Consider the following 25864-nt stretch of genomic DNA (forward strand, 5'->3'; position numbering starts at 1 on the left):
TTTTCGATATTGATTACCAGAATCTCTAACTGACAATAGCAAAAAAGCGTGGAATATTTTTATTTTGGTATGTACTGCTCCAAAAGCATACCAAAAAGGGTCGGTACAAACACGCCCTCAAAACAATAAATATTTCAACTAAAATAGCGATCGCTATAGTTGTAAAAAATACATCTCATTATTTACCAATACAAAGTTTTTTTTAACTCAGTTCAATGGGTTATTTTTTACTTCACCGAATCGAAAATTTCGAGTGAATAACAAAAAGGGCAGGTACAAAACCTGCCCTCAAAGTAATCAATATTTAAACTAAACTAGCGATCGCAACTTAATTACCAATTTCTGGCGCACTCAAAGAAACCTTTAGTGCATCGTCTTTTTGCTGTGCTAATGTTGGCACGGAATCACGCAATCTTGCTGTCAATTGTACAGTTGTGGCGTCATACATTTGAGTCAGCAATTTTGGATAGAAACCAATACCAATAATTGGCACTAACAAACAGGCAATGATAAATATTTCGCGGGGTTCAGCATCTATCAAAGCTTGGTGAGAAACTAATTCCTTGTTCTCTTCTCCGTAGAAAATTTCTCGCAACATAGACAGCAGATAAATGGGAGTTAAAATTACTCCCACTGCCATCAAGAATACAACAATGACTTTGAAGGTAGAGCTATAAGCATCGCTAGTAGCAAAGCCAACAAATACCATTAATTCTGCCACGAAACCGCTCATCCCTGGCAATGCCAAAGAAGCCATTGCACAGGTGGTGAACATGGCGAAAATCTTCGGCATTCTCTTCGCAACGCCGCCCATTTCATCCAACATCAGGGTGTGTGTGCGATCGTAAGTTGCGCCAACCAGGAAGAACAAACTCGCCCCAATTAAGCCGTGGGAAACCATTTGCAACACTGCCCCACTCAATCCCAAATCGGTGAAGGAGGCGATACCAATCATCACAAAGCCCATGTGAGAAATTGAGGAGTAGGCAATTTTTCGCTTCAGGTTACGCTGGGCAAAGGATGTCAAGGCAGCGTAGATGATATTAACTACCCCCAAAACTACCAACACTGGCGCAAAAAGGGCATGGGCATCGGGGAGCATTTGGGCATTCATCCGAATTAAGGCGTAACCGCCCATTTTCAAAAGAATACCTGCCAATAACATGTGTACGGGCGCTGTAGCCTCACCGTGGGCATCAGGTAGCCAGGTGTGCAAGGGAATAATCGGCAACTTGACGGCGTAGGCAATCAGGAAGCCAGCATAGGCGGCAAGTTGGAAATTGAGGGCGAAGTCTTTTAAGGCGAGCGATCGCATGTCAAACGTCACCGTATCGCCGTAAAATCCCATTGTCAGGGCAGACAGCAAAATAAACAGCGAACCGCCGGCTGTGTATAAAATAAATTTAGTCGCTGCATACTGCCGTCTTTTGCCTCCCCAAATCGACAGCAGAAAGTATATCGGTACTAGTTCCAGTTCCCACACCAGGAAAAATAACAGCATATCCTGGACGGCGAACACGGCAATCTGACCGCCATACATCGCCAAAATCAAGAAGTAAAATAGCTTCGGCTTGAAGGTAACAGGCCAAGCTGCTAAAATCGCCAGCGTGGTAATGAATCCAGTCAAAATAATTAGGGGCATGGATAAGCCATCTGCCCCTACTGACCAATTCAAATCTAGTTGGGGTACCCAGGGGTAACTCTCCACCAACTGCAAATCTGGATTGGAGAAATCATACCCAGTATAAAAAGCATAAACAATTAGTGCAAAATCTATCAGCCCTACGATGAGGGAGTACCAGCGCACTGTTTTGCCTTCTTTATCCGGGATGATGGGAATCAGTAGTGAAGCGGCTATCGGCAACAGAATAATCGTCGTCAGCCACGGAAAATTAGCTGTATTCATCACAATTCGTCTGCTATCAAAATCATGTTTGGCAAAAAGTCACTAGTTATTAAGTAACAGCTTTTTGGAGATTTCGTCTTCCTCGTTAGGTTGATTTAATTAAATTGGCAATCCCCTATTTTTTCTTTTGGGAGTCTTTTTTGACATTTGGGGGTGCGGAATGTGCGTTGTGATACTCCCAGTCCAGTCAAAAATTTACCCTAAAAAAGTTGGTAAAATTATAGCTTAGGGGTGCGATGTCTACGACAAGCCGCAAAGCGGCTTTTTCTAGGAGTCTTTGTTGTTCAGGGGTCATATTAATAACCCATCTTGTCTGACATTACGAAAGAAACCACTATCATAATTTTCTAGTTGTTCCCTGGTAGCAAAAGCACAACTAATTAAAACATTATATTCTAAACATAAATCAGCAATAATTTGACTTATTTTTTCACTTTCTTGAGAATAGTTAAAGACATCTTTCAATACAATTAAAATATCAATATCTGAGTCTGGTTCTGCTGTGCCTCTGGCTTGTGAACCAAATAAAATTAGTTTGTCTAATTGTTCTCCATAAAGTTGTTTTATTTTGCGTATTTGGGGTAAAACTGTTGAAACCGGTTGACTTAGCATAATTTTAAGTAAACAATTACTTTGTTTTATGTCTATGCTAACTCAAAAGCGATATATTCTCTGGAAGACGCTTTGCAAATTGCGATCGCAGCTATCACTAAAAATACACGTTCCTGTTTAATGGTTGTACAGAAAAGCGATTTGGTGCAAAAAAACCGTAACAATAATACTAAGCTGCATATCTAATAATTTCCAATTCTGCTCCATTATTAATAGCTGACTCTGCTTTTCCTAAAACCTGTTCGGTAACTGTATCACTTAAATAATATTCACCACAGTTATCACAAATTTATGCTGGAACGTTTTTTAAAACGATAATACATTCATCTCTTTCTAATGTCACAGTTACTAAATTTGGTTTAGTTTCTCCACGCTGACAAATTACGCATTTCATCTAATTTTGATTAATATGTGATAATAAATTTAATAAACTTATTAGTTTTTTAGCATTTACTACTAATACTGCTATTTTTGAATTATTTCCTCTATCGATAGGGTTCTGATAGCCAGGGATATCTAATTGTAGCCAGGTTTGTGCAACCCCTTTTGGTGGAGTAAATGCATGATTTAGAATTAGGTAATCTACCTCTGACATAATAAGTTTGTCACTATTACCTGTTTCAAGGCTTGCTTTCTGATGCTCTTTACTGATAACCAATAAAGGAGCATTTGTTACAATTAATGGTAAAATATTATAATAATTATATTCTTTTAATTCGTTGGGACTAGACTTTTCTCTGAATTCTAGCTCCTCTAACAAAAATCCATAATAACCCTTGCTGATTTGGTTGGCTGCTTTCCATATAACATCCATTGAACCTTTATTTTTATCTTCTTTATTTCTCGATGAAGATGACAAGTCTATATCAATTCCTTCTATACAAACTTTAAAATGATTTCTTATAAATAGGCTTTGATTTTGTAATATAAGTTCATCATTATAAAAATAATGGAATTTTAATTTATCTTCAGCCTCACAAGATTCAAAGAAAATCCATTTTTTATAGGGTGCATAAGCTTTTTTACATTCTATAGTTAATATATTTAATGTATTTTCATGTTGATACTTAGCAAGAATATCTATTTGTGTACCTCCAAAATAATGTATTGGATATTCTTCGCATATCCTTAAATCAGCGACTTTTTCTAGTTCACGCCTGACAGATTTTTTAAAATAAATGCCATGAGCATTTATAGAGTTAAGTATTATCTTATTTTCATCTTCTGGGATGTTATTCATCGTTTCAGATAAAGCAGAGCTATAAGTTGCACAGCTTAGTGGTAAATTAACCAGTTATAGAGATTAGAAATTTTTTATATCTTTTCAAATATTATACTTTACAAGTCTTTACGCAAGAAAAGATACCTAAAAAATCCTCCTAACCTCACCTTATCTTCCAAGTCCCCAATCCAAGTCCAATCTTGAGAATAACCTATACTCATAGGGAGGTGTCCTTCTAATGCTGTTATGTCAAAAGTAATTTCATAGTCATACAACCAGCGTCTTCCTAAGCTCCAGCCTACAACATCACCAAAAGCTTCCCAAACGCTATCTTTGTCCTGTCTAGTAGTTGCCGCCAGACTTTGATAAATACGTTTTTGCACGGAAAAACCAAAACGACCATTGCTGTACTTTACCCACAATTGATCAATAGTACGAAGGTCTTCACAAGGAAAATTACTAATACTTTCGTAATCTAACCAATTTTTATTTTTCCTTTTAGCTACCGCTAACATTAATTCTGCTGTTTCCTCATCAGCTTTTTCCCACATCCCTTTCATGAGTAAATTACGCAGTTGGGTGTAGTCCATTCCTACAGATGATATTAGCTCAATATCATTTAATTCAGCTAATTTATAAGTTTTAATTTCAGACTTTGGCTCGTAACATAACAAGTCTCTACGCGAAAGAAGAGAGAAACCACCCCCGCATCTAGATCCCACATAACAAGCAACCTCAACCAAACCTTCCCAATCCCGTCCTAAAAAACTAAACAGGCATCTTACTATCGGAAGGTGTGCCTTTGGTGCTGTTATATCAAAAGTAATATCTTGGTAATATAACCAGTCTTTCCCTATCTTCTTCCAGCCTATAATTTCCCCAAACTTCCGCCAAACTTCTGAATTATATTTCCAAATTTGTTCCGTTCCCCCCATATTTTTATAAATATGCTTTTGAACGGAAAATCCAAAATGTCCATCGCTGTATTTTACCCAAAACTGGTCAATGGTACGGAGGTCTTCATAGGGGAAGTTGTCACTACTTTCAATATCTAACCAACCTTCTTCTTCTCGTTTCGCTACCGCTAACATTACTCGCGCTGTTTCCTCATCAGCATCTTTCCATTTCCCTGCTGCTAGTAAGTCACGGAGATGGGTATAGTCCATGTCTACGGCTGATATTAGCTTAATATCATCTAATTCTGATAATTCAGGATTTTGAATTTCAGACTTTGGACTGGGAAGATTACAAGTCTCAATGCGAAAGAATATATCCCACCCTACATTCATAGATTCAAAACTGCTCATAATTTTGAAAACCAAAATCCACAGACACGCTGGGAATTGGGCTTCTGGTGCTTTTATATTAAAAGTAATATGTTTGTAATATAACCACTCTCCTCTTTTTCTCCAGCCTACAACCTCACCGAATGCTTCCCAAATTTTTTGATCGTAATACCTCGTTCCACCGAGACTTTGATAAATTTTTTTCTGTGCAGAAAAGCCAAAACGCCCATTACTGTATTTTCCCCACAGCTGGTCAATAGTGCGGAGGTCTTCACAGGGAAACTTATCAATACTTTTAACATCCAACCAACCTTCTTCTTCCCTGTTCGCAACCGCTAACATTACTCGCGCTGTCTCTTTATCAGCCTCTTTCCACTTCCCTGCTGCGAGTAAATCATCCAGTCCAGTGTATTCTATCCCTACGGTTGATTTTAATTGTACGTCTCCCTGTGTTTTGCTATTGACCAAACCTAATAATTCCCGAAATTCTCTTACAGTCTGGGGACGATTCTCTACTTCCAACTCCATCCCCTTGATAATGGCATTATTGACCCTATTACTAATCCGAGAATTATAATACTGTGGTGGTTTTAAAGGTAAAGAACCATACTTGCGAATAATTGACTCATGTATATATTCATCTTTTTCTTTCAGTCCATCCGCAGTCAATAAATAATACAGCGTTGTCGCTAAAGCATAAACATCTGTATAAAGACCTAACTTTTCATCAGGATGATATTGTTCCGGTGGTGCATAACCTGGGGTACGTCCATCCCTTGTGGTAAGTTTATCAATTTTGCAAGCAAGACCAAAATCAACTAAAATCGTTTCTTTTTTACCGTGACGTAAAACAATATTATGGGGTTTAATATCCCGATGAATCATCCCGTCTTGTTGGTGAATATATTCTAAAGCCTGTCCGATTTGGTCAATATACAAAAGTGCATCATCTTCTGATAATTGCCCATATTCATCAACATAATCATTTAAATCTACACCATCAATAAACTCCATCACCATTCCCCACAGCCCATCTTCCTGAATCATTTTATGGACTTTGACAACATGGGGATGAGAAAAAGCGCGGAGATTAAAAGCCTCATTAACAAATCTTTCCTGTTGCTTAGGAAAATCTTTAGCCCTTTGTCGCTTCCCGTTCAGGGTTTTGATAGCGACTAACTGCTCAGTGCTTGTTTCTATCGCACTATAGGTAATACCAAAACCACCTTCACCCAACACATCTTGAATAATATATTTACCATCACTGATAGATTGATTGGGTGTCCACATACGTAGATGCAATAATAAATATTTTTATACGTTACATGGCAATTTTAGATCAAATAAACGTACATGGCTTGTATTAAAAAATCTTGTTATCTTTTCAGGCGCAACTCTCAATTATTCTCTGGGACTCTGCGCCTCTGCGTGAGACAAACAAAAAATAATATAGGGGCGGACATTTGCCCACCCCGATTAAAATTAGGTAACACCAAAAACAATCACTAAGCCCAAAACCGCCCCAAACACAATCAAGGCATAGAATTGAGCGCGACCGTTTTCTAGGTACTTCAGACCTTCACCGCTAACAAGGGTGAAAAAGCCTGTGAGGTTAACAGCGCCATCAACAACGCGGAAGTCAACTTCCATAACTTGTCTAGCTACGCGACGCAAGCCGAGGACAAAAACCCGATGGTAAATGTCATCAAAATACCACTTGTTGAGGGATAACTCGTAAAGTGGTTGGATTTTAGCAGCGATCGCCTAGCCCAACCGGAGCATTGCTAAAAATGTATGATGCTGCTCAGTTATTCTTAAAAAAAAGCATCATACATTCATCAAAGGACACCGCAAATGCAAATTACCATCGAAATACCCGATGACATTGCCCATCAACTCGCTAATACCCCTGACCAACTTTCTCGCCGCGCCTTAGAATCGCTGGTGGTTGAAGCTTATCGCCACCGGCAAATTTCTACTGCTCAAGTTCAACGTCTGTTAAATCTTTCTTCTCGACTAGCTACCGATGCTTTTCTTAAAACCTATGAAGCTTACCTACCCTACACCGTAGCTGACTTAGAGCAAGACTTGCAAGCTATTGACCAAGCTATTACCCAGCAATGATAGTTGTATGCGATACTTCACCTTTGTGCTATCTCATCTTGATTGATTGTGTTGAAATTCTGCCTCAACTTTTCGGTCGCATCACCATCCCCAATGCCGTCTGCACAGAACTTCTTGCCGAAGGTTCTTACATCCAAGTTCAAAACTGGATTGCCCAACCTCCAAGCTGGTTAGAGATTCAAACTACCACGCCTCTATTACCCAACTTATCTAGCAAACTTGGTATAGGTGAGCAAGAAACCATTTCTCTGGCTGTCCAACTCAACGCCGCCCTAATTATCTTAGATGATATGGATGCTCGACAAGCAGCGATCGCACAAGGTCTTAATGTCACAGGCTTACTCGGTGTTCTTTATCGTGCAGGAACCCAAGATATAATTGATTTTCCTAACACCATTTCTAAATTGCAATTAACCACCTTTCGTGCATCTTCTGCCCTCATCCAAAATTTTTTAGATCGTTATTACCAAGAACAAGGTTAATTTTGCTACTCTTGCTCTGCCAATGAATGAAATACAATTCTTGTCATTGTTAAGATGCACGAACTCGTTGAAACAATTCTTCAGCCGGAATACCAGTAATTTGATTGGTGTTCATATCTTCATCACGCTTCTGGGCTTCTTCAGCCCAACTAGCCGCAATTTCTTGATCTATTCCACTTTCTTGACCCAATCTTTCCAGTAATCTTGCTAATAAAATCACTTGAGAATCTTTTGGAAGTGCAAGAACTTCGGCTTCAAGCTGTTCAAGGGTCATAGTCAGTACCTAAACTCTTTAGTACAGTAGCTCTTATTTTACTAGAAGTACAAATCATAAAACCTCAACAGTTAACACTGCTGAGGAATTAATTTAAGCTAAAAAAAGGAGTCTAAATTAGACTCTTAAAAAACTTAGGGGCGGACATTTGCCCACCCCTATGAAAATCAGGTAACACCAAAAACAATCACTAAGCCCAAAACCGCCCCAAACACAATCAAGGCATAAAATTGAGCGCGACCGTTTTCTAGGTACTTCAGACCTTCACCACTGACAAGGGTGAAAAAGCCTGTGAGGTTAACAGCACCATCTACAACGCGGAAGTCAACTTCCATAACTTGTCTAGCTACACGACGCAAGCCGAGGACAAAAACCCGATGGTAAATGTCATCAAAGTACCACTTGTTGAGGGATAACTCGTAAAGTGGTTGGATTTTAGCAGCGATCGCAGCCGGATCAATTTTACGGCGCAAATACATCAGCGAAGCCAGGGTAATCGCAATCAAGGATATTCCGACTGAGGCACCCGCCATAATGTAGAATTCCGTCGGATTGAACTCGGAAGCCTTTTCTATAACTTCGGAGAGAGTTTCGCTAGGAGGAAAGATAAACTCTTCAAAATAATTGGCGTAGGGAGTTCCCACCAAACCAATCAAAATCGAAGGCACAGCCAACAGTGCCAACGGCAGCGTCATTGTCCACGGCGATTCGTGGGGGGAGTCGCTGTGATGCCCGTGGGAGTCATGGGAATCATGATGCTGACTAGTTGCCGCCAATTCTCCTTTCTTCATCGCCCCAGGCCCAAAATTCGGGACTGGTTCTTCTGACTCTAATTCCAGGACAATTGTCGCCGCAGCCTTCTTGAGTTTTTCCTTGATTTTCTCGTCAGTACCCCGGAATTTGCCTTCAAATGTCATGAAATACATTCTAAACATATAGAAAGCCGTAATACCGGCAGTTAGCCAGCCAATCATCCAGAGAAATGGGTTAGCCTCAAAAGCCTTCCCTAAAATTTCATCTTTTGACCAGAAACCAGCAAAGGGTGGGATACCAGAAATTGCCAAGCAACCAATCAAAAAGGTAGTTGCCGTGACGGGCATATACTTTCGCAGTCCACCCATCAAGCGCATATCTTGCGCTAAGGCGGCGTCGTGTCCAACGACACCTTCCATACCGTGAATTACAGAACCTGAACCCAAGAACAGCATCGCCTTGAAATAGGCGTGGGTCATCAGGTGGAATAGTCCAGCACTATAGGAACCTATTCCCATTGCCATCACCATGTAACCAAGTTGGGAAATGGTGGAGTAAGCCAAGCCCTTTTTGATGTCGTTTTGAGTAATGGCAATGGTTGCCCCCAAAAATGCCGTAAACGCCCCAGTAAAGGCAATGACATTCATTGCGACTGGAACGTCTTCAAATACTGGGTACATCCGGGCAATTAGGAAAACACCCGCCGCGACCATTGTTGCCGCGTGAATCAAGGCAGAAATGGGGGTGGGGCCTTCCATCGCATCTGGTAGCCAGACATGGAGGGGGAATTGGGCTGATTTCGCAACTGGCCCTAAGAAAACTAAAATCGCAAACAGGACAGCGAGAAAATTGCTGATAGAACCTGATTCGACAAGTTGGGCGAGGCGATCGCCCATGATATTAAAATCAAAGCTTCCTGTTGCCCAGTACAGCCCCAAAATGCCCAGTAATAGACCAAAGTCGCCCACGCGGTTGGTCACAAACGCTTTTTGAGCGGCATCTGCTGCTGACTTGCGATCGTACCAAAAACCAACCAGCAAGTAGGAACACATCCCGACTAGTTCCCAGAATATATAAATCTGTACTAGGTTGGGGCTGACCACCAGACCTAACATTGAAGAGCCAAACAAACTGAGATAGGCGTAAAACCTCACGTAACCGGGATCGTGAGCCATGTAGCCATCGGTGTAAACCATGACTAAGCAGGCTACCGTTGTGACAATCACCAGCATTAAGGCTGTCAGGTGGTCAATAGTGTAGCCCATGCTCAGGTGAAAATTACCTGCTGCCGCCCACTCAAAGGTGCGAATATAAGACGCATGTCCTTGAATTTGACTCCATAACAAGGCAAACGACATCCCCATAGCTGCTGCCATCATGGAGATAATCACCACAGCGTTCAACTGCCGCAGGCGGTTTGTCACCTGATTCAACGAGATTAACCCTAGACCGACCAGCATTGCCCCAAGAAGAGGGAACACCGGAATCAGCCAGGCATACTGATAGATTACTTCCATCACTGACGCCTACTTTTAGAATTCTTGATTAGCGTGTCAAAACTGTTAATAATTGTGACACACACCCTTTAGGATAAAATAACCCACCCAAGACTGAGTTGGGTGGGGTGTTAAGCATGGTTTTAGATTTGGTCATTAGTCATTGGTCATTGGTCATTAGTCATTAGTCCCATGCCCCATGCCCAATACCCATCAGGCTGACCGACACTCTAAGTCCACTGTTTTTGAACTCTTGTAAATTTTCGGGCAACTGCTGTACTTAGCTTGAATCTCTTCTAAAGCTAGACGTAAATCTTCTCTACCGCGAAAGCATTCCAAGCGATGGCGAATAGTGCCATTTTCAATCAATAGTAAAGTGGGTAGTGATTTGAGCCTATAAGTAGTAGACAATTTAAAATTTTGATCGGCGTTAACTCCAACTAATTTAATTTCTTCCCCACATTGGGCTTGAAATTGCAATAACAGTGGGTGGATAATCCGACACAAGCCACACCAAGGTGCTTCAAAATTAACTAAAACAGGAATAGGTGATTCTAAAACTTCTTGAGTAAATGTCTGCTCACTAACCAACAAAACCATGACGCCTCTTGGATTATAAGGTTTTTATATTAAACTACCTATCTGCATTGAAGTGAAAGATTGGTAAGTCAGTAACTGCCGATAGATGCTTTCAGGAACCAAATCTCAGGACACAGAATAATTAGGCAAAAATTGAGCTTGTTGATGCGTCTCTGACAATAAAAGCCAGCGCTACTCTCACGGTGGCTTTTTTGGATGTTAGGCTCCTGATTGCCGTGGCCATCTGGGTATCTGACTGAATCTGCCATTTTTTCCCAAGGAAAGGCAACTGACCAACAACTACCAATTTAAAATCTTAACTCGACTCAGACCACCCCCATCTGTAAGATGTTTGAACTTATAGTACATTGATTTAGGGCAATTGATAAACTGAAATCCTCATCTATTTTGGATTTTCTGCTGACACTGGGGATCGCCTAAATTTCCCATCTTATCTTACTAGTTGCTTCCAGCAACAGAGGGTGCGATAACCAAAGCAAAGCTATGAAAATGACAACTCCCAAATAGGAAGGACGAAGAAATTCGTGCCATTTGATAGATTGACGCCCGTCGATAATTGCTTTAAAGGGAATAATTGAAGTCCGTTGTTTGGCAATTTCAAAGGCTTCCCCATAGCGATCGCTTAGACGGCGATCGCCGTGCCAAACTCCAAACAAGTGATGCAACACCAATCCAATGGAAGTAATAAGTGTAAAGGTAGTACCCAGCCACAGAGTATGGGCAACACACCAAATTATTTGTCCTACCATCTGGGGATGACGGGTAATCCGAATAATTCCTGTTTCATAGAGATGAACTTGGGGCTTTTGAATGGCAGCAATTTCTAGTAGATTGAATGTAGCAGGATATAAAAATAAAAACGAGATAGCTGACAGCAGCCAAACAAATTCTCGCACTCCTGTTACTCCTTGTACCTGCCAAAGTTGCAAACCATCATAGCGATGCCCAAAAAAGTAAAGAATTAATATTACAGCCAACGGTAGGCTAACTAATGCAAAGAGAACGCGATAGAGCCTTGGGCCAATATATTTTTCGGCCCTTGGACGCAAAGCAGCGCCTCCACTGTGAGCGATCGCAAAAACTATTTGTAGCCCCAGCATGACAAAATGACTGGGTGTCAACCAAGAAATCAACAGCATATACACGGGTGAAATAATTTAAAGAAAATGGAACTCAGTACAACCAATACCACAAAGTATTCAAAGGGAGACTTTAGTCAAGATGTTGTGCTACTGTCTTTTTCGAGTCAAGTTTTCAAGTTTAATATGCAACAAATCATACCTGGCTGATTGTTGCCAAACCTGATTTGTTGTGTGCATCCGCTCCTTTCAAAGTTTGTGGTTTGAGCCTTATGTCTGACCTTCCTTTCACTTTAGATCAGTTACGTATTTTAAAAGCGATCGCACAAGAAGGAAGCTTCAAGCGTGCCGCTGATAGTCTTTACGTTTCGCAACCTGCCGTCAGCTTGCAAGTGCAAAATCTTGAACGGCAGCTAGATGTCCCCCTATTTGATCGGGGAGGACGACGCGCCCAGTTAACCGAAGCAGGACATCTACTCCTAAGTTACGGTGAAAAAATCCTCAGTCTGTGTCAAGAAACCTGCCGCGCGATCGAGGATTTACAAAATCTCCAAGGCGGTACTTTAATTGTCGGTGCTTCTCAAACCACCGGCACTTATCTTTTGCCCAAGATGATCGGTATGTTCCGACAAAAATATCCAGATGTGGCAGTGCAATTACACGTCCACTCTACCCGGCGGACTGCTTGGAGTGTCGCTAACGGACAAGTTGATTTGGCAATTATCGGCGGTGAAATTCCTGGTGAACTATCAGAATCCTTGGAAGTTGTTTCTTACGCTGAAGATGAACTAGCGCTAATTCTACCTGTCCTTCATCCCTTTAGCAAGCTGGAAAAAATTCAAAAAGAAGACCTATACAAATTACAATTCATTGCCCTAGATTCCCAATCTACTATCCGCAAAGTAATTGACCAAGTGCTATCACGCTGTGAAATTGATACCAGACGTTTTAAGATTGAAATGGAATTAAATTCCATTGAAGCAATTAAAAATGCTGTGCAATCTGGTTTGGGGGCCGCCTTTGTTTCAACTAGCGCGATCGCTAAAGAGTTACAAATGGGTGTTCTGCATCGTACTCCCATTGAAGGCGTTGTCGTCAAACGGACACTCTGGCTGATTTTTAATCCTAATCGCTATAGATCCAAGGCCGCAGAAGCTTTTAGTCGGGAAATTTTGCCCCAGTTTGCTAATCCTGGATGGAGTCAGGATGTGTTAGCATTGGCACAAAAAAGCATCGTGATGTCTACATTGGATATAGCGACGTCTACCTCTGTCACCGAAGACTAAAATTTAGTGATTAGTCCTACCCTTATGGCATCTACGTCATTTGTCCGATGTTTTTTGTAAATGACCAATGAGCAAATAATTCGTAATGACGCCCTCTACGAGACGCTAAAAGCGTAGCTTACTTCTCTGTAAGAGTACGCGGACTCACTACCGCTAGGCTAACGTAATTCGTAATTATTATTCATAGCTTTTCGCGTAGCATACCGTAGGCAAGCTAAGAATCTGACATTAGTAAAAAAGTTTCCTGATCTTGATAAAGAAGTTTAGTTTCTATGTAACCTGAAGGAATTACGAATTACGCATTATCAATTACGAATTATTTTGACTAATGACTAATCACGAAAATGGAAGTTTACTGTACCCGTCCACGTTGCCCACGCCCACAAAACTATTTTGCCGATTTAGATGATATTACGACGCTGAAAACAACGCAGCAAAAATACTGTACTACCTGTGGTATGCCATTACTGCTAGATGGTCGTTATGTCACCGTGAAGCTGCTGGGAAGGGGGGGATTTGGAGCAGCCTTTTTGGCACGCGATCGCCGAATACCAGGAATGCGTCAATGCGTAGTTAAGCAGTTTCAACCTGCGGGAAATTTAAGCTTAAATCAACTGCAACAAGCACAGTTGATGTTTGAGAGAGAGGCAGAAGTTTTATCACAACTGGGTAACGATCACGAACAAATCCCTGACTTGTTTGCCTTCTTTCCAGTAATAGTTAATGGTTTACAACCAGGACAAGAAGACCAGTTTTTTTACTTGGTACAAGAATACATCGATGGGCAAAACTTAGAGGAAGAATTAGTTCAACAAGGCAAATTTTCTGAACAGCAAGTGTTGCAGGTGCTGCAAGAAATCCTAAAGGTGCTAAAGTTTGTCCATCATAGAGGCATTATCCACAGAGATATTAAACCCTCTAACATCATGCGCCGTCGTGATGGCAGACTTTTCTTACTAGATTTTGGCGCAGTTAAGCAAGTAACAAATGCTGCTCTTGGTTCTGCTGCTTCTTCCACAGGAATTTATTCTATGGGATTTGCACCGCCTGAGCAAATGGCTGGGGGTCAAGTATTTCCATCTACGGATTTATACGCTTTGGCTGTAACTATTATTATTTTGTTGACAAACAAAGAAGCAGTTCAACTATTTGACGCTTATAGTAACCAGTGGAAATGGCGATCACAAGTGACTGTCAGCCCTCGCCTTGCTGACATATTAGACAAGATGCTTCTACCTGCTGCTAATCAGCGTTTCCAGTCAGCTCAAGAGGTTTTAGATGCACTTAACCCACAGGCGGCTAAAGCCCCTACACAATTTAATTCGCCTTCTGTAACACTTCCGCCACAACCACCCAGTTCTAGTCCCGTCGTCCCTCGCCCACCAACTCAACCAGCGTTTTCGACAGTGGAATTGCTGGGTGGGGCGGCATTTAGTGGATTTGAAGGAGCATTAATTGCGATCGCTCTCTTCAGTCTAGTAAAATCACCAATAGTTACTTTAAGTATTGCATTTGTAATTTTGGGGATACTGATATTTGCCCAAACTAGACGGTGGATTGAAAAGTTCGATTTATTAATTATTCCGACAATTACATTTGCTATTATTTTTTTTCTCCCTTTTTTACAGGGGGGGCTTGGCATTAAGGCAGTAATAATTTTATCAGTTGCAGCAGCCTTAGTAACCATTTCTTTAACAGCCGTGTTTCGACTTATTTATAAATTATTATCTCTCTTACTTTAAAAAACTTTTTCCAGAGGTAAGCTCTAGAAATAATAAACATTTTTATTTTATTTAAATCTGTTCATGTCACAAAAGAATGAAACTAAAATTTTAGCTTTGACCCTGCTGTTGACTGTTGGAATAGTTGGCGGTAGTGTTTGGTGGTTTACTAACAATGGGGTCAAAATTAATAATAGTATCACTCAAAATCCAGAAATAGGTAGCAATCTATCCTTACAAGACCGCATTAGTTTTGGGGAAAAATCCTTGATTTTGGGTGATATTTCTCCAGTTAAAAAAGAAGGAGTACAGGCGATCGCAGCTAAAAGTTATGATAAAGCGATCGCTAATTTCACAGATGCCCTAAAACTCAAGCGTAACGATCCAGAAACGCTAATTTTTCTGAATAATGCCCGCATTGGTTCTTCTAAGAGCTACACCATTATGGCTTCTGTACCATTCGGCACTGACCCCAATGCTGCTTTAGAAATTTTGCGTGGCATCGCCCAAGCCCAAAATGAAATTAATACCTCTGGAGGAGTCAAGGGAGTACCGTTAAGGGTAGGGATAGCTAACGACGACGACAATCCAGAAATAGCCAAGCAAATCGCTTCCAACCTAGTCAGCAATTCAGAAATATTAGGTGTAGTTGGGCCTAATACTAGCGATTCCACCTTAGCCGCCGGTACTATTTATACTTCAGGACAACTTGTAGCAATTTCCCCTACCAGTACATCTGTAAAAATTTCTAACTTTAGCCGCTACGTTTTTCGCACGGTTCCCAGTGATTTTATGGCTGCTAGAAGTTTAGCCAACTATATGGTGAGAACCTTGCAGAAAAAAAATGCAGTGATTTTTTTTAATTCTCAGAGTAACTATAGCCAGTCTTTAAAGTCGGAGTTTGTCTCATCGGTTTCCCTAGAGGGTGGACAAGTATCCAGCGAATTTGATTTGTCTCAGGTGGGTTTTAGTGCGGTTAAAAGTGTAGAACAAGCAACTAGGCAAGGTGCAGAAGTGTTGATGTTAGCTGCTAACACTGAAACTCTCGATAAAGCGCTGCAAGTAATTCAGATTAACCAGAAAAAGTTAACTCTGCTGGCGGGAGATGATGTTTACACCGCTAAAACTTTAGAAATTGGCAGAGAACAAGCTGTGGGGATGGTATTGGCAGTTCCCTGGCATATTGATGGCGCTCCCAAGTCAGATTTTCCTCAGAAATCCCGGCAGTTATGGGGCGGTGATGTGAGTTGGCGAAGTGCCCTTAGCTATGATGCGACTGTAGCTCTGATTGAGGCATTAAAACGCAATCCTACACGTTTGGGAGTCCAACAAGCACTCTTATCCTCTGACTTTTCTACCATCGGTGCTTCTGGTACAATTCGGTTTTTAGCATCAGGCGATCGCAATGCCCCAGTCCAACTTGTAAAAATTGTTCCTGGTTCTCGTTCCCGCACGGGTTATGACTTTGAACCAGTGCGATAATCAGCAATAAAAAATTAAAAATTAACCAATACTTAACCTGGAAAAAGCTTCAAAATGAGAAATTGAGCTTTATGAGGAAAAATTTTACTGTCAGTTTATTCTTACCAGCGCTCAAATTTTGAGAAAACAGAGGAATAATCCAAGGGATATTTATTATACCTTGGCATCTATTGTAGTAAAAAGTGAGGATTTGTCAGCATTTGTTAATAAAACACCCGTCCTCCAAATACAATTTCAAATAGCAAGCACTTATCAAGTTAAGCATTTGTATTGAATGGACGCGTGAGTAATTATACTATGTCCCAAAAAAATGAAACAACTATTCTTGTATTATCCATCTTAATCACGGTCGGGCTAATAGCTGGCGGTTTTTGGTGGTTTACTAAAAAGTCTGGTGTTAACCTAAATACAATTAATTCTAGTAGCACCAAAACGCCCCAAGCCGCATCAGAACAGCCTAGTGGCAATACTTTCACTTTAGTACAGGATGTTCCTACAGGATTATTCAATTACGGTGGCAGTACATCTTGGGCACCGATTCGGTTGGTAGTTGATCCAGCACTTCAAGCGGCGCGGCCAGAACTTCGGCTGCGCTATGTAGAACCCAGTAATGCATCTCCTGGTTCTGGTACTGGCATTCAATCTCTGATAGACGGTCAACTAGCTTTTGCCCAGTCCTCCCGACCAGTTATAGATCAGGAATTAAGCCGTGCCAAGCAGCGCGGGTTCACTTTGAAACAAATTCCTGTGGCAATTGATGGTTTGGCAGTTGCAGTTAACCCCAACCTTAACATCCAAGGGCTAACGGTAGACCAGTTAAAGTCAATTTACATAGGCAAAATCAATAATTGGAGCCAGGTGGGCGGCCCCAATATTCCGATTAAGCCCTATTCCCGCCGCATTGCTGATGGCGGTACGGTGGAGCTTTTTGTTCAAGATATCTTGGGTGGTCAACCTTTCAGTTCCAATGTGGAATTTATCTCCACAACCACCCAAGCCTTGCAAAAATTGGCTGGTAGTCCTGGTAGTATCTACTACGCTTCTGCCCCAGAGGTGATTCCTCAATGCTCAATCAAAGCCTTGCCGTTGGGGCGAACGCAAGGGCAATATATTGCTCCATACCAAGAACCATCTGTCCTCCCGTCCGAATGTCCTGGTAAACGGAACAAATTGAACATTGAGGCTTTCCAGTCAGGAAAATACCCGATTACCCGCAATCTGTTTGTGGTGGTCAAACAAAATGGTCAGACTGAGCAGCAAGCAGGTGTCGCTTACGCCAACTTACTGCTGACTGAGCAGGGACAGGAACTGATTTCCCAAGCTGGGTTTGTCAAAATTCGCTGACTCTTGCGATCGTCTCCGGCGGGGCGTAGCCCATCGCGCTCAAGACAGAGTGGCGGAAATCGCCGCTCTGAACTGTGCTTTAACCAGCTCTATTAATCGATTCTGCTGGCAAGCAAATGAGATTATCGCCTTGAGTCAGGATTAAGCCACGTTGACGCAGCTTACCCATCAAGCGGGTGACAGTAACACGAGTGGAACCAATCGCGCTCCCAATTTGGGCATGGGTGAGGGGGAAGGGCAGACAATAACCGCGAATCACATCAGGATCAGTATCGCTCATTGCTGGCTCTCCATATTCCTCAATTAACAATGTGAGAAATCCTAAGAGTCGGTCAATTGTGCGGCGTTGTCCCAAGGCACTCAGCCACAGTAGCTTACGCTGGTGCTGATACCTAAAGGCATCCATAACTTCACGACGGAAGTGAGGCCAGTTGTCTAAGTCATGCCAGTACATCCACAACACCGCAGTTTGGTCAACATGGGCGTAGGACTGGAGTGTGAATGGTGATTGGGCAACAATTTCAAATGGCTGTCCCGCTCCCACAAAACCCAAGAACGCTTCTTCTGGGGTTCTGTTAATTCGTCGAGACGTTAGCTGGCTGGCAGTCGCGCTAACTTGGGCGGTTCCTACCATACGGATCGCACCCCTTTGCACCAAATATAGCAATCCAGGCCGGGCTGGAATGCGCTCATCTTTGCTAAAGGTACGGCAGCGGTAGTGTTCTTGAGCCCAGTCAAGAATGCGTTGCCAAGTTAAAAAAGGCCGTGATGCCTCAGAAAAGGAGGATGGAGATTGCATAGGTAACAAAGAGCGTTCGGCTGAAGACAAAGACGTAAATAAAAGGGTGCAAGGAGTGTCTTTGTGTTGGCGAGGCAGGCTTAACGCCTAACAGCGCCAGCCAATCCAAAGAATAGAAAGCAAATTACTCTCTACTCTTTTGTTATACTTCCTACTGTACAATGATGGTAGTAAAGATTACTTACTATTCATCAATTATTCATCAAATTTTATCCTCTTCTCATTTTTCTTTATCTAAATTAAATTTATACCGCACGATAGATGACAGAAAAGTAACAAATATATCTTACATGATGATTTAAATAATATTACGTGCATCATAAAATACAAGTTAGCAAATATACGTCAATTAAACAGTTAGTGTACAGTTATTTAATAAAATCACTAAGCATTGATACTTATAAAGCAGAAAATAAACGCATAAGAGATGAGAAAATTCCTCTACACAAAGGTAGAGATAATAATAGAATTTTATACACCTCAAGTGTGTCTTTGGGACTATCAAAATCTCAGAATCGAAAAGCGATGGAGCTTGCCAGTGCGATCGCCTCAGATATATCAGGGATCTGTGGAGACGTTTTTAGCATCCAAATAGTTCCCCCTGGTTTGATACATTTTGAATTAACTCACTCGACGTTAGCGACTTGGTTACAAAGTCTTGTAGAGGGGAGTGGGGAAGAAGCAGGGGAGCAGGGAGCAGGGAGCAGGGAGCAGGGAGCAGGGGAGAAGAATTTTCCCCTCTGCACCCTGCACCCCGCCCGTATGCCTCTTCATTCCCCTTTGCACCCTGCACCCCGCCCCTCTGCCTCTTTTCAATGCCCAATGCTCAATTTGTTTGCTGTTCAATATGCCCATGCACGCTGCTGTTCGCTAGTGCTTCTGGCTCACCGAGAGGGATTGATTAAACTTAGAGAACTAGTTCCAAATACTAGTCCAGCTTTTTGGAGTGTTATCTCTCCTAACCCTTTACCTTGGCTCAATGGTGACGGAACACTGCGGCTAAATCACCCAGATGAGCGTCGTCTAATTGGTGAGTTAATACAAGTGGTAGACAACATAGAATGCCCTGATGTTAAGGGTTCTCTGAAATGGGAAAAAGTAGCGCTGAGTTTGAGCGAAGCTTTTGAAAAGTTTTGGTGTAATTGCCGGATTTGGGGTGAGGTGAAAATTACTTCACCAGAGTTAGCCCAAGCCAGACTCGGATTGCTTATGGCTACTCAGTCAGTATTAAGATTTGTGCTGGAGGAAAAGTTGGGTGTTTTTGCGCCTTTGGAGTTATGAATCGGTAATGTCGCTTAGGCAAAAATAAAAACTTTTATATATCTATTGACTCAATGCATCTCCTCAGCTACATTAACAGGTGTGTGAGGAGCGAACCAGGTAGGGCACCGAGACGAAACACGGCCAGTCGTCGGTGTCCTTTCTGATTTATATGGGTTAGGTTTGAAAAATTGCCCTCATTACAGCAAAAACTTTTCAATTGCTACTGCTGCTCCATCTTCCTCTACGCTGGGAGCTACCCACTGCGCGATCGCTTGCACTCCTGCTGGTGCGTTGCCCATAGCTACACCAAGTCCAACATATTCCAGCATTTCTACATCATTGAAGTTATCGCCAATTGCCATAACGTTGGCTAACTCTAATCCCAGCAATTCTTCGGCTAGGTAACGCACAGCAGTTCCTTTATTCACAAAGGCGTTAGTTGCTTCAAAGAAGGTAGCAACAGATGTTGTCAGATAAAGTTCAGCAGGTGTATACTGACGGCGCAAATTCCCCAATAGCTTGTCGATCACATCAGTGTCATCAGACAAAGCGAGAATTTTTGTTGGTTCGTTCGTTAAGGCTTGGCGCAAATCACCCACGGGAATCGGGGTAATATCAGAACGTTCTGCATAAATTTGGGTTTCTCTGGTTACTTCACGGACGTATAGTTGATCGTTGATGTAGAAGTGGACAGATAGGAGCGATCGCAACTCCGGCTGTTCAAAATAGTCGAGTAACTGGTGGGCGATTTCCCTGGAAACAGCCCAATGGCGATGAATTTTTTGGGTGATCGGATCTTGAATCCAGGCTCCTTGATAGGCCATCAATGGTAGGGTAGAGCCGATATCTTGGTGAAAGCGCAAGGCTGAACGATACATCCTACCTGTAGCGATCGCCACTTTAATTCCTCGTGCTTGCGCTGCAATAATAGCTTGCTTTACAGGTTCGCTGATGGTGTTAGAGTGTCCAGCGATCGTGCCATCTATATCCAAAACTAATAGTTTAATATCTTTTGTAGCAGCCTGATGATCAGTAGATGCCAAGTGTGTAGCAGATGCTTTCTGCATAATTTCCTAGATTTTAAGTTCCAGTTAGAGGTTAACAGGCTCTAGCAGCCTGTGGTGAGTAGTGGAAAAAATAATTGGACGTTTTTTATTTAGAAGTCCCTTAGTACGCAAAAACTACGCTATTGTTGCCAAAGCAAAGCTGAACTAGCATCTGAAATTGCTAACTATGTAACGAAGCTTCTGGCTAAAATAGGGCTATGTCTGAAATTACTTCTGCAACCGCACCACGCCCCACGTTCATCCTCGTAGATGGACACTCGTTGGCTTATCGTTCATACTTTGCTTTCGCCAAAGGGCGAGATGGAGGGCTGCGTACAAAAACGGGCATTCCTACCAGTATATGTTTTGGTTTTGTGAAGTGCCTGCTGGAGGTAATGGCAACACAACAGCCCCAAGCAATGGCGATCGCTTTTGATTTGGGTGAGGCCACTTTTCGCCATGAAGCTGACGATACTTATAAAGCCGATCGCAAAGAAACGCCAGAAGACTTCATTCCCGACTTAGAAAACCTGCATGAGTTGCTCAATGGCTTCAATTTACCAATTTTCACTGCCCCTGGTTATGAGGCAGATGATGTTTTGGGAACATTATCACAACGAGTAACTGCTGCTGGGTATAGGGTGAAGATTCTCACTGGCGATCGCGATTTATTTCAACTAATCGACTCTGACAAAGAAATCACTGTTCTGAATTTTAGTCCAGATGCCCTAAAACGCTCTACAAATAGCATTACGGAATTTGAAGCAGAACAAGTCAAAGAAAAAATGGGGGTTTTACCTTCACAAATTGTTGATTTTAAAGCACTTTGCGGTGATAAATCAGATAATATTCCTGGTGTCAAGGGAATTGGGGAAAAGACAGCAGTGCAGCTGTTAAATACTTATGGTTCACTTGATCGTGTTTATGCTGCGTTAGATGAAATTAAAGGCGCAACTCAGAAAAAACTGGCAACTGGTAAAGAAGATGCCGAGAAGTCTCGCTATTTGGCAACCATAGTTTTAGATGTTCCTATAGAATTTGATTTAGAAAATTGCAAATTAAAAGGCTTTGATACAAACGTTTTAGCACCAATTTTAGAAAAATTAGAATTCAAGTCTTTTTTAGGTAAAATTAACGACCTTCAACAACGTTTTGGTGGCAAAGTTGAAGAAATCCAAGAAGCCAAAATAGACGCAATTAATCCCAATAGTGACTCAAAATTCAGTGCTGATGAAGATAATGATTTGTGGTTTTTCAGTGCTACTGATACAGCAACAGTTACACAACAATCTACTTCCCCAATTACACCACGCATCATCAACACTGAAGCTAAATTAACTGAGTTAGTGAAACTATTGCAACAATTTACTAACCCAGAGACTCCTGTTGCTTGGGACACTGAAACTACAGCTTTAGAACCAAGAGATGCTGAGTTAGTAGGAATTGGTTGTTGTTGGGGAACGGAACCAGATGAAGTAGCTTATATTCCTGTGGGGCACAAAACTGGGGAAAATCTGCATAAAGATTTGGTGCTAGAAAGATTACGCCCAATTCTCGAAAGTGCTGATTATCCCAAAGCTTTACAGAATGCCAAATTTGACCGCTTAGTTTTGAAGTGTCAAGGAATTAATTTGGCGGGAGTAGTGTTTGATCCCATGCTGGCAAGTTACATTTTAAATCCAGATTCAAGTCATAATTTGATGGATTTGTCGCAGCGATATTTGGGATTAATAGCGAAAAGTTATTTGGATTTAGTTCCTAAAGGTAAAACTATCGCTGATATAGATATTCCTGCCGTAGCAGATTACTGCGGTATGGATGCTTATTCTACCTTTGGCTTAGTGTCGAAATTGCGTGAAGAACTGGACAAAATTCCAACTTTGTCTAAGCTATTAGTGGAAGTGGAACAGCCACTAGAAGCGGTTTTAGCCGAAATGGAATACACGGGTGTCCGCATTAATTCAGCATATTTACAAGAACTTTCACAGCATTTAGAAACTGAGCTAGCCAGGTTAAAAGAGGAAGCAACAGAAATAGCTGGGGAAAATTTTAATTTGGGTTCACCTAAGCAGTTGAGCCAAATCTTGTTTGAAAAGTTGGGGTTAAGTACTAGACATTCTCGGAAAATTCAAACGGGCTTCTCTACAGATGCAGCAACACTAGAAAAACTCCAAGAAGATGATAACACTGGATTTGTTGAGGCGATCATTGAGTATCGCACTCTATCTAAATTAAAGTCTACTTATGTTGATGCATTACCTGCATTGGTGCGTCCAGATACACAGCGAGTGCATACTGATTTTAATCAAGCAGCAACATCAACTGGTAGGTTATCTTCTTCTAATCCGAATTTGCAAAATATCCCCATTCGTACAGCTTTTAGTCGCCAAATTCGTAAGGCGTTTTTGCCAGAATCTGGTTGGTTAATGGTGGCTGCTGATTATTCACAAATTGAATTGCGGATTTTGGCTCATTTGAGTCAAGAGCCAATATTAGTGCAAGCATATCAGCAAAATGAAGATGTTCACACTGTGACGGCGCGGTTAGTGTTTGAAAAAGAAAATATAACCTCAGAAGAACGAGGGATGGCAAAAACTATCAATTTTGGCGTGATTTATGGAATGGGTTCTCTAAGGTTTTCGCGCTCAACTGGGATAGATAAGACTATTGCCAATGAGTTCATTAAGCGGTTTAATGAACGATATCCGAAAGTATTTGCATATTTAGAGCGAATGAAAAAAGAAGCGATCGCTCTTGGTTATGTAGAAACTATTTTCGGTCGCCGTCGTTATTTTGACTTTACTAATAACAGTTTACGCAAATTAAAAGGCAGTAACCCAGAAGATATTGAACTGAGTAAATTGAAAAATTTGGGTGCCTATGATGCAGGTTTACTACGCTCTGCTGCTAATGCACCAATTCAAGGTTCTAACGCTGATATTATCAAAATTGCAATGGTGAGATTGCATGAGGTTTTGAAGAACTATCAGGCGCGTTTGTTGTTGCAAGTTCACGATGAATTAGTGTTTGAAATTCCCCCTGATGAATGGGAAGAATTACAACCGCAAATTAAGTCGGTGATGGAAAACGCAGTCCAGTTAAGTGTGCCGTTGCTGGTGGATGCGCGTGTTGGTGAAAATTGGATGGAGACGAAGTAAGTTGAACTTTGACAAGGCTTTTAACTAGAAAAGTGTCAATTAGTTGAGTTGAAAATTTAATTAATCAAGATAATCAAGAGTCAAAAGTATCGACTCTTGACTCCTGATGATGGAGTAGGCAATAGTTAAGAATTAACCGCCACGCTTGAGCGATAATTCTACCTGCTGTAACTCCTTCTCTAAACGAGTTTTGAGTTTTTCGGGTACGGCACGATTTGGGTAAGAACTGTAGTGTCCAGCCAGGGAGTTGAGGGCTGTTCGCATGGTTGTAAAGGAGCCAAGACCAGAAACAGAGTTAACTCGCTGATAGCGAGCTGAAAAGTCATTAATTTTTTGACGTGCTTCTGCCTGAACTGCTGCTTTTTCTGGTGAATCTTGTGATATATCCAGAGCTTGTCTCATAACATTGACCACAGCTAAGGTGTCTTGGCGATAATCCCCAGTCAAACTATCTGGACTGCCAGAACAGCCCATTAAGCCGATAGATACAACCAAAACCAGCGCAAGCAAACGCGACCAATAGCGCTTCATATGCATTAAGTAAAAGAATACGTAAATCAACGTCCATCGTATCTTGGATTGGTAACTTGGGGAATGGGGAGTGGGGGATGAGGGAGCAGGGGGAGTAGGGGAAGAATAACTATTAGACTTGTCGCGTTATAAAAAATTAGTGTCTGAAACCCTTGCTTTGCCTGGCTCAAAAAATTCAAAACCTTTATTAGGCGACAAGTCTATTAATTATTGACCAATTCCCAATTACCAATGCCCAATGACTAATGACTAATGACTTTTTGATAAAGAGTATTGCGTTGTTGGTAAGGTCTTCCTAAAGAAGCGATCGCATTTTCCAAAGTTTCCACTTCCATACACGTACCGCCCAAAGCACCTGCCATTGTGGTAATATGCTCCTCCATCAATGTGCCGCCGATATCATTACAACCCCAAACTAAGGCTTCTGTTGCACCTGCAAGCCCCAGTTTTACCCAACTCTGCTGATGGTTAGGAATCCAATTACCTAGGTAAATCCGCGCCACAGCGCCTAGCAGCAATGCATCACTCAAAACTGGTTGATCGCGTCCGACACGGCGACGTAAAGGTTTGGGCGCTTCTTGCCCAACGAAGGGTAATAAAATAAACTCTGTGATGTTTGCTGGATATCCCTGATTAATGGCGGTTTGTTGGAGCGATCGCAATTTTTCGAAATGCCCGATTTGCTGTTCGTGGGTTTCAATATGCCCAGATAACATGGTGCTGGTGGTATGCAAGCCTAATTTGTGAGCAGTGCTAACAATTTCTAGCCAAGTGGCTGTGTTAATCTTCTCTGGACACAATATCCGCCTTACTTCATCGTCTAACACCTCAGCTGCTGTTCCTGGCATTGAGTCAACACCAGCATCACGCAAAGCAGCAATTACATCAGCATACCCAAGTCCATCAAGTCTGGCGATAAATTCCACTTCTTGGGGAGAAAAAGCATGTAAATGTATCTGAGGAAATTCCTGTTTAATGGTTTCCACGACCTTGAGATAATAGGGTAAAGATTTACCATTTATCTGTGCTTGTGGATTTAATCCGCCCTGCATACAGATTTCCGTCGCGCCCCGTTGCACTGCATCTGTCGCTTTTTCCAAAATTTGCGCCGAATCTAACCAGTATGCACCGGCATCACCATCATCTCGACGGAATGCACAAAAACTACAGTGCTGCTCACAAATATTAGTAAAGTTGATATTACGATTAATTATGTATGTAACCGTATCGCCTGCTTGGGTGTGGCGGAGTCTGTCAGATGTATCACGTATCGCTGCGATCGCCTCCTCGTCTGTTTGTTGTAACAACACTATTCCCTCTTCGAGAGATAAGTCGTATCCCATCAAGGCACGGTCAAGAATTTTTTCAACAGTAATTTTTGTCAGCATTACTTTCTTAAC

21 protein-coding genes and 1 pseudogene are annotated in these 25864 nt (G+C 41.7%); 8 read left to right on the forward strand and 14 right to left on the reverse strand.

All coding sequences use genetic code 11. From position 1 onward, the window contains the following. Positions 1–328: 328 nt before the first annotated feature. The 6 genes and pseudogenes from LC608_RS01550 to LC608_RS01585 form a co-directional block, all read right to left on the reverse strand. On the reverse strand, positions 329–1906 hold the full coding sequence (locus tag LC608_RS01550) for an NAD(P)H-quinone oxidoreductase subunit 4 (RefSeq protein ID WP_229551847.1): 1578 nt from the start codon (positions 1904–1906) through the stop codon (positions 329–331). Between the two features lie 291 nt (positions 1907–2197). After that, positions 2198–2518 (reverse strand): nucleotidyltransferase domain-containing protein, encoded by a 321-nt coding sequence (locus tag LC608_RS01555; RefSeq protein WP_229551848.1) that lies wholly within the window; start codon positions 2516–2518, stop codon positions 2198–2200. Between the two features lie 289 nt (positions 2519–2807). Beyond that, positions 2808–2912, reverse strand: coding sequence for a YgiT-type zinc finger protein (locus LC608_RS01560; protein WP_229551849.1), 105 nt, complete (start codon positions 2910–2912; stop codon positions 2808–2810). Further along, complete coding sequence (locus LC608_RS01565) at positions 2913–3758, reverse strand: hypothetical protein (protein ID WP_229551850.1); 846 nt, start codon at positions 3756–3758, stop codon at positions 2913–2915. It lies immediately after the preceding gene. Positions 3759–3856: 98 nt separating this feature from the next. Further along, positions 3857–6316 (reverse strand): serine/threonine-protein kinase, encoded by a 2460-nt coding sequence (locus LC608_RS37170; RefSeq protein WP_308189819.1) that lies wholly within the window; start codon positions 6314–6316, stop codon positions 3857–3859. A 192-nt stretch (positions 6317–6508) separates the two neighbouring features. Next, positions 6509–6790, reverse strand: a pseudogene (locus LC608_RS01585) (NAD(P)H-quinone oxidoreductase subunit F); the annotation flags it as partial. Between the two features lie 90 nt (positions 6791–6880). Here LC608_RS01585 and LC608_RS01590 point away from each other — a divergent pair. Further along, positions 6881–7150 (forward strand): UPF0175 family protein, encoded by a 270-nt coding sequence (locus LC608_RS01590; RefSeq protein ID WP_152588364.1) that lies wholly within the window; start codon positions 6881–6883, stop codon positions 7148–7150. Beyond that, positions 7147–7632 (forward strand): DUF3368 domain-containing protein, encoded by a 486-nt coding sequence (locus tag LC608_RS01595; protein ID WP_229551851.1) that lies wholly within the window; start codon positions 7147–7149, stop codon positions 7630–7632. The genes LC608_RS01590 and LC608_RS01595 overlap by 4 nt, the downstream gene beginning before the upstream one ends. Positions 7633–7681: 49 nt before the next feature. Here LC608_RS01595 and LC608_RS01600 read toward each other — a convergent pair whose 3' ends face one another. The 4 genes from LC608_RS01600 to LC608_RS01615 all read right to left on the reverse strand — a co-directional run bounded on the left by LC608_RS01600 (position 7682) and on the right by LC608_RS01615 (position 11894). Then, on the reverse strand, positions 7682–7906 hold the full coding sequence (locus LC608_RS01600) for an addiction module protein (RefSeq protein ID WP_229551852.1): 225 nt from the start codon (positions 7904–7906) through the stop codon (positions 7682–7684). Positions 7907–8073: 167 nt separating this feature from the next. Further along, complete coding sequence (locus LC608_RS01605) at positions 8074–10176, reverse strand: NAD(P)H-quinone oxidoreductase subunit 5 (protein WP_229552075.1); 2103 nt, start codon at positions 10174–10176, stop codon at positions 8074–8076. Positions 10177–10368: 192 nt separating this feature from the next. Further along, positions 10369–10755, reverse strand: coding sequence for a co-chaperone YbbN (locus LC608_RS01610; RefSeq protein WP_229551853.1), 387 nt, complete (start codon positions 10753–10755; stop codon positions 10369–10371). Positions 10756–11171: 416 nt separating this feature from the next. Continuing rightward, positions 11172–11894, reverse strand: coding sequence for an NnrU family protein (locus tag LC608_RS01615; protein WP_229551854.1), 723 nt, complete (start codon positions 11892–11894; stop codon positions 11172–11174). A gap of 212 nt (positions 11895–12106) precedes the next feature. Between LC608_RS01615 and LC608_RS01620 the strand changes: the two genes are divergently transcribed. The 4 genes from LC608_RS01620 (at position 12107) to LC608_RS01635 (ending at position 17667) form a co-directional block, all read left to right on the forward strand. After that, positions 12107–13120 (forward strand): LysR family transcriptional regulator, encoded by a 1014-nt coding sequence (locus tag LC608_RS01620; protein ID WP_229551855.1) that lies wholly within the window; start codon positions 12107–12109, stop codon positions 13118–13120. 344 nt (positions 13121–13464) lie between these two features. Beyond that, entirely contained in the window at positions 13465–14862 is a 1398-nt protein-coding gene (locus LC608_RS01625; protein ID WP_229551856.1) for a serine/threonine-protein kinase, read from the forward strand. 63 nt (positions 14863–14925) lie between these two features. After that, a complete protein-coding gene (locus LC608_RS01630) occupies positions 14926–16323 on the forward strand; it encodes an ABC transporter substrate-binding protein (RefSeq protein ID WP_229551857.1) in 1398 nt (465 codons plus the stop codon). A gap of 297 nt (positions 16324–16620) precedes the next feature. Beyond that, entirely contained in the window at positions 16621–17667 is a 1047-nt protein-coding gene (locus LC608_RS01635) for a PstS family phosphate ABC transporter substrate-binding protein (RefSeq protein ID WP_229551858.1), read from the forward strand. 79 nt (positions 17668–17746) lie between these two features. Here LC608_RS01635 and LC608_RS01640 read toward each other — a convergent pair whose 3' ends face one another. Then, positions 17747–18466 (reverse strand): Crp/Fnr family transcriptional regulator, encoded by a 720-nt coding sequence (locus LC608_RS01640; protein ID WP_100901811.1) that lies wholly within the window; start codon positions 18464–18466, stop codon positions 17747–17749. Positions 18467–18991: 525 nt separating this feature from the next. Between LC608_RS01640 and LC608_RS01645 the strand changes: the two genes are divergently transcribed. Continuing rightward, positions 18992–19747 carry a DALR anticodon-binding domain-containing protein gene (locus LC608_RS01645; protein WP_267870925.1) on the forward strand — a complete coding sequence of 252 codons (756 nt, stop codon included), beginning with the start codon at positions 18992–18994 and terminating at the stop codon, positions 19745–19747. A gap of 179 nt (positions 19748–19926) precedes the next feature. On the opposite strand, the gene LC608_RS01650 is transcribed toward LC608_RS01645, so the two are convergent. Then, complete coding sequence (locus LC608_RS01650; RefSeq protein WP_229551860.1) at positions 19927–20796, reverse strand: Cof-type HAD-IIB family hydrolase; 870 nt, start codon at positions 20794–20796, stop codon at positions 19927–19929. A 197-nt stretch (positions 20797–20993) separates the two neighbouring features. On the opposite strand from LC608_RS01650, the gene polA reads away from it, so the two are divergent. Continuing rightward, positions 20994–23933, forward strand: a complete 2940-nt coding sequence (gene polA, locus LC608_RS01655; protein WP_229551861.1) for a DNA polymerase I — start codon at positions 20994–20996, stop codon at positions 23931–23933. A gap of 132 nt (positions 23934–24065) precedes the next feature. Here the strand turns inward: polA and psb27 are convergent, their stop codons facing one another. Continuing rightward, positions 24066–24470 (reverse strand): photosystem II protein Psb27, encoded by a 405-nt coding sequence (gene psb27 / locus LC608_RS01660; RefSeq protein ID WP_229551862.1) that lies wholly within the window; start codon positions 24468–24470, stop codon positions 24066–24068. A gap of 236 nt (positions 24471–24706) precedes the next feature. Further along, a complete protein-coding gene (cofH, locus tag LC608_RS01665) occupies positions 24707–25852 on the reverse strand; it encodes a 7,8-didemethyl-8-hydroxy-5-deazariboflavin synthase subunit CofH (RefSeq protein ID WP_374108354.1) in 1146 nt (381 codons plus the stop codon). Positions 25853–25864 lie beyond the last annotated feature (12 nt).

Origin of the sequence: Nostoc sp. XA010 (genome assembly GCF_020829625.1) — a bacterium.
Classification (GTDB): domain Bacteria; phylum Cyanobacteriota; class Cyanobacteriia; order Cyanobacteriales; family Nostocaceae; genus Nostoc.

Excerpts from the sequence above, each read along its gene's own strand:
- LC608_RS01615 (WP_229551854.1), bottom strand. The coding sequence starts at position 11,894 with ATGCTGTTGATTTCTTGGTTGACACCCAGTCATTTTGTCATGCTGGGG.
- LC608_RS01620 (WP_229551855.1), top strand. The coding sequence starts at position 12,107 with ATGTCTGACCTTCCTTTCACTTTAGATCAGTTACGTATTTTAAAAGCG.
- polA (WP_229551861.1), top strand. The coding sequence starts at position 20,994 with ATGTCTGAAATTACTTCTGCAACCGCACCACGCCCCACGTTCATCCTC.
- LC608_RS01555 (WP_229551848.1), bottom strand. The coding sequence starts at position 2,518 with ATGCTAAGTCAACCGGTTTCAACAGTTTTACCCCAAATACGCAAAATA.
- LC608_RS01645 (WP_267870925.1), top strand. The coding sequence starts at position 18,992 with ATGGAGCTTGCCAGTGCGATCGCCTCAGATATATCAGGGATCTGTGGA.
- LC608_RS01595 (WP_229551851.1), top strand. The coding sequence starts at position 7,147 with ATGATAGTTGTATGCGATACTTCACCTTTGTGCTATCTCATCTTGATT.
- LC608_RS01565 (WP_229551850.1), bottom strand. The coding sequence starts at position 3,758 with ATGAATAACATCCCAGAAGATGAAAATAAGATAATACTTAACTCTATA.
- cofH (WP_374108354.1), bottom strand. The coding sequence starts at position 25,852 with ATGCTGACAAAAATTACTGTTGAAAAAATTCTTGACCGTGCCTTGATG.
- LC608_RS01605 (WP_229552075.1), bottom strand. The coding sequence starts at position 10,176 with ATGGAAGTAATCTATCAGTATGCCTGGCTGATTCCGGTGTTCCCTCTT.
- LC608_RS01625 (WP_229551856.1), top strand. The coding sequence starts at position 13,465 with ATGGAAGTTTACTGTACCCGTCCACGTTGCCCACGCCCACAAAACTAT.
- psb27 (WP_229551862.1), bottom strand. The coding sequence starts at position 24,470 with ATGCATATGAAGCGCTATTGGTCGCGTTTGCTTGCGCTGGTTTTGGTT.
- LC608_RS01590 (WP_152588364.1), top strand. The coding sequence starts at position 6,881 with ATGCAAATTACCATCGAAATACCCGATGACATTGCCCATCAACTCGCT.
- LC608_RS01635 (WP_229551858.1), top strand. The coding sequence starts at position 16,621 with ATGTCCCAAAAAAATGAAACAACTATTCTTGTATTATCCATCTTAATC.
- LC608_RS01560 (WP_229551849.1), bottom strand. The coding sequence starts at position 2,912 with ATGAAATGCGTAATTTGTCAGCGTGGAGAAACTAAACCAAATTTAGTA.
- LC608_RS01610 (WP_229551853.1), bottom strand. The coding sequence starts at position 10,755 with ATGGTTTTGTTGGTTAGTGAGCAGACATTTACTCAAGAAGTTTTAGAA.
- LC608_RS37170 (WP_308189819.1), bottom strand. The coding sequence starts at position 6,316 with ATGTGGACACCCAATCAATCTATCAGTGATGGTAAATATATTATTCAA.
- LC608_RS01640 (WP_100901811.1), bottom strand. The coding sequence starts at position 18,466 with ATGCAATCTCCATCCTCCTTTTCTGAGGCATCACGGCCTTTTTTAACT.
- LC608_RS01550 (WP_229551847.1), bottom strand. The coding sequence starts at position 1,906 with ATGAATACAGCTAATTTTCCGTGGCTGACGACGATTATTCTGTTGCCG.
- LC608_RS01650 (WP_229551860.1), bottom strand. The coding sequence starts at position 20,796 with ATGCAGAAAGCATCTGCTACACACTTGGCATCTACTGATCATCAGGCT.
- LC608_RS01630 (WP_229551857.1), top strand. The coding sequence starts at position 14,926 with ATGTCACAAAAGAATGAAACTAAAATTTTAGCTTTGACCCTGCTGTTG.
- LC608_RS01600 (WP_229551852.1), bottom strand. The coding sequence starts at position 7,906 with ATGACCCTTGAACAGCTTGAAGCCGAAGTTCTTGCACTTCCAAAAGAT.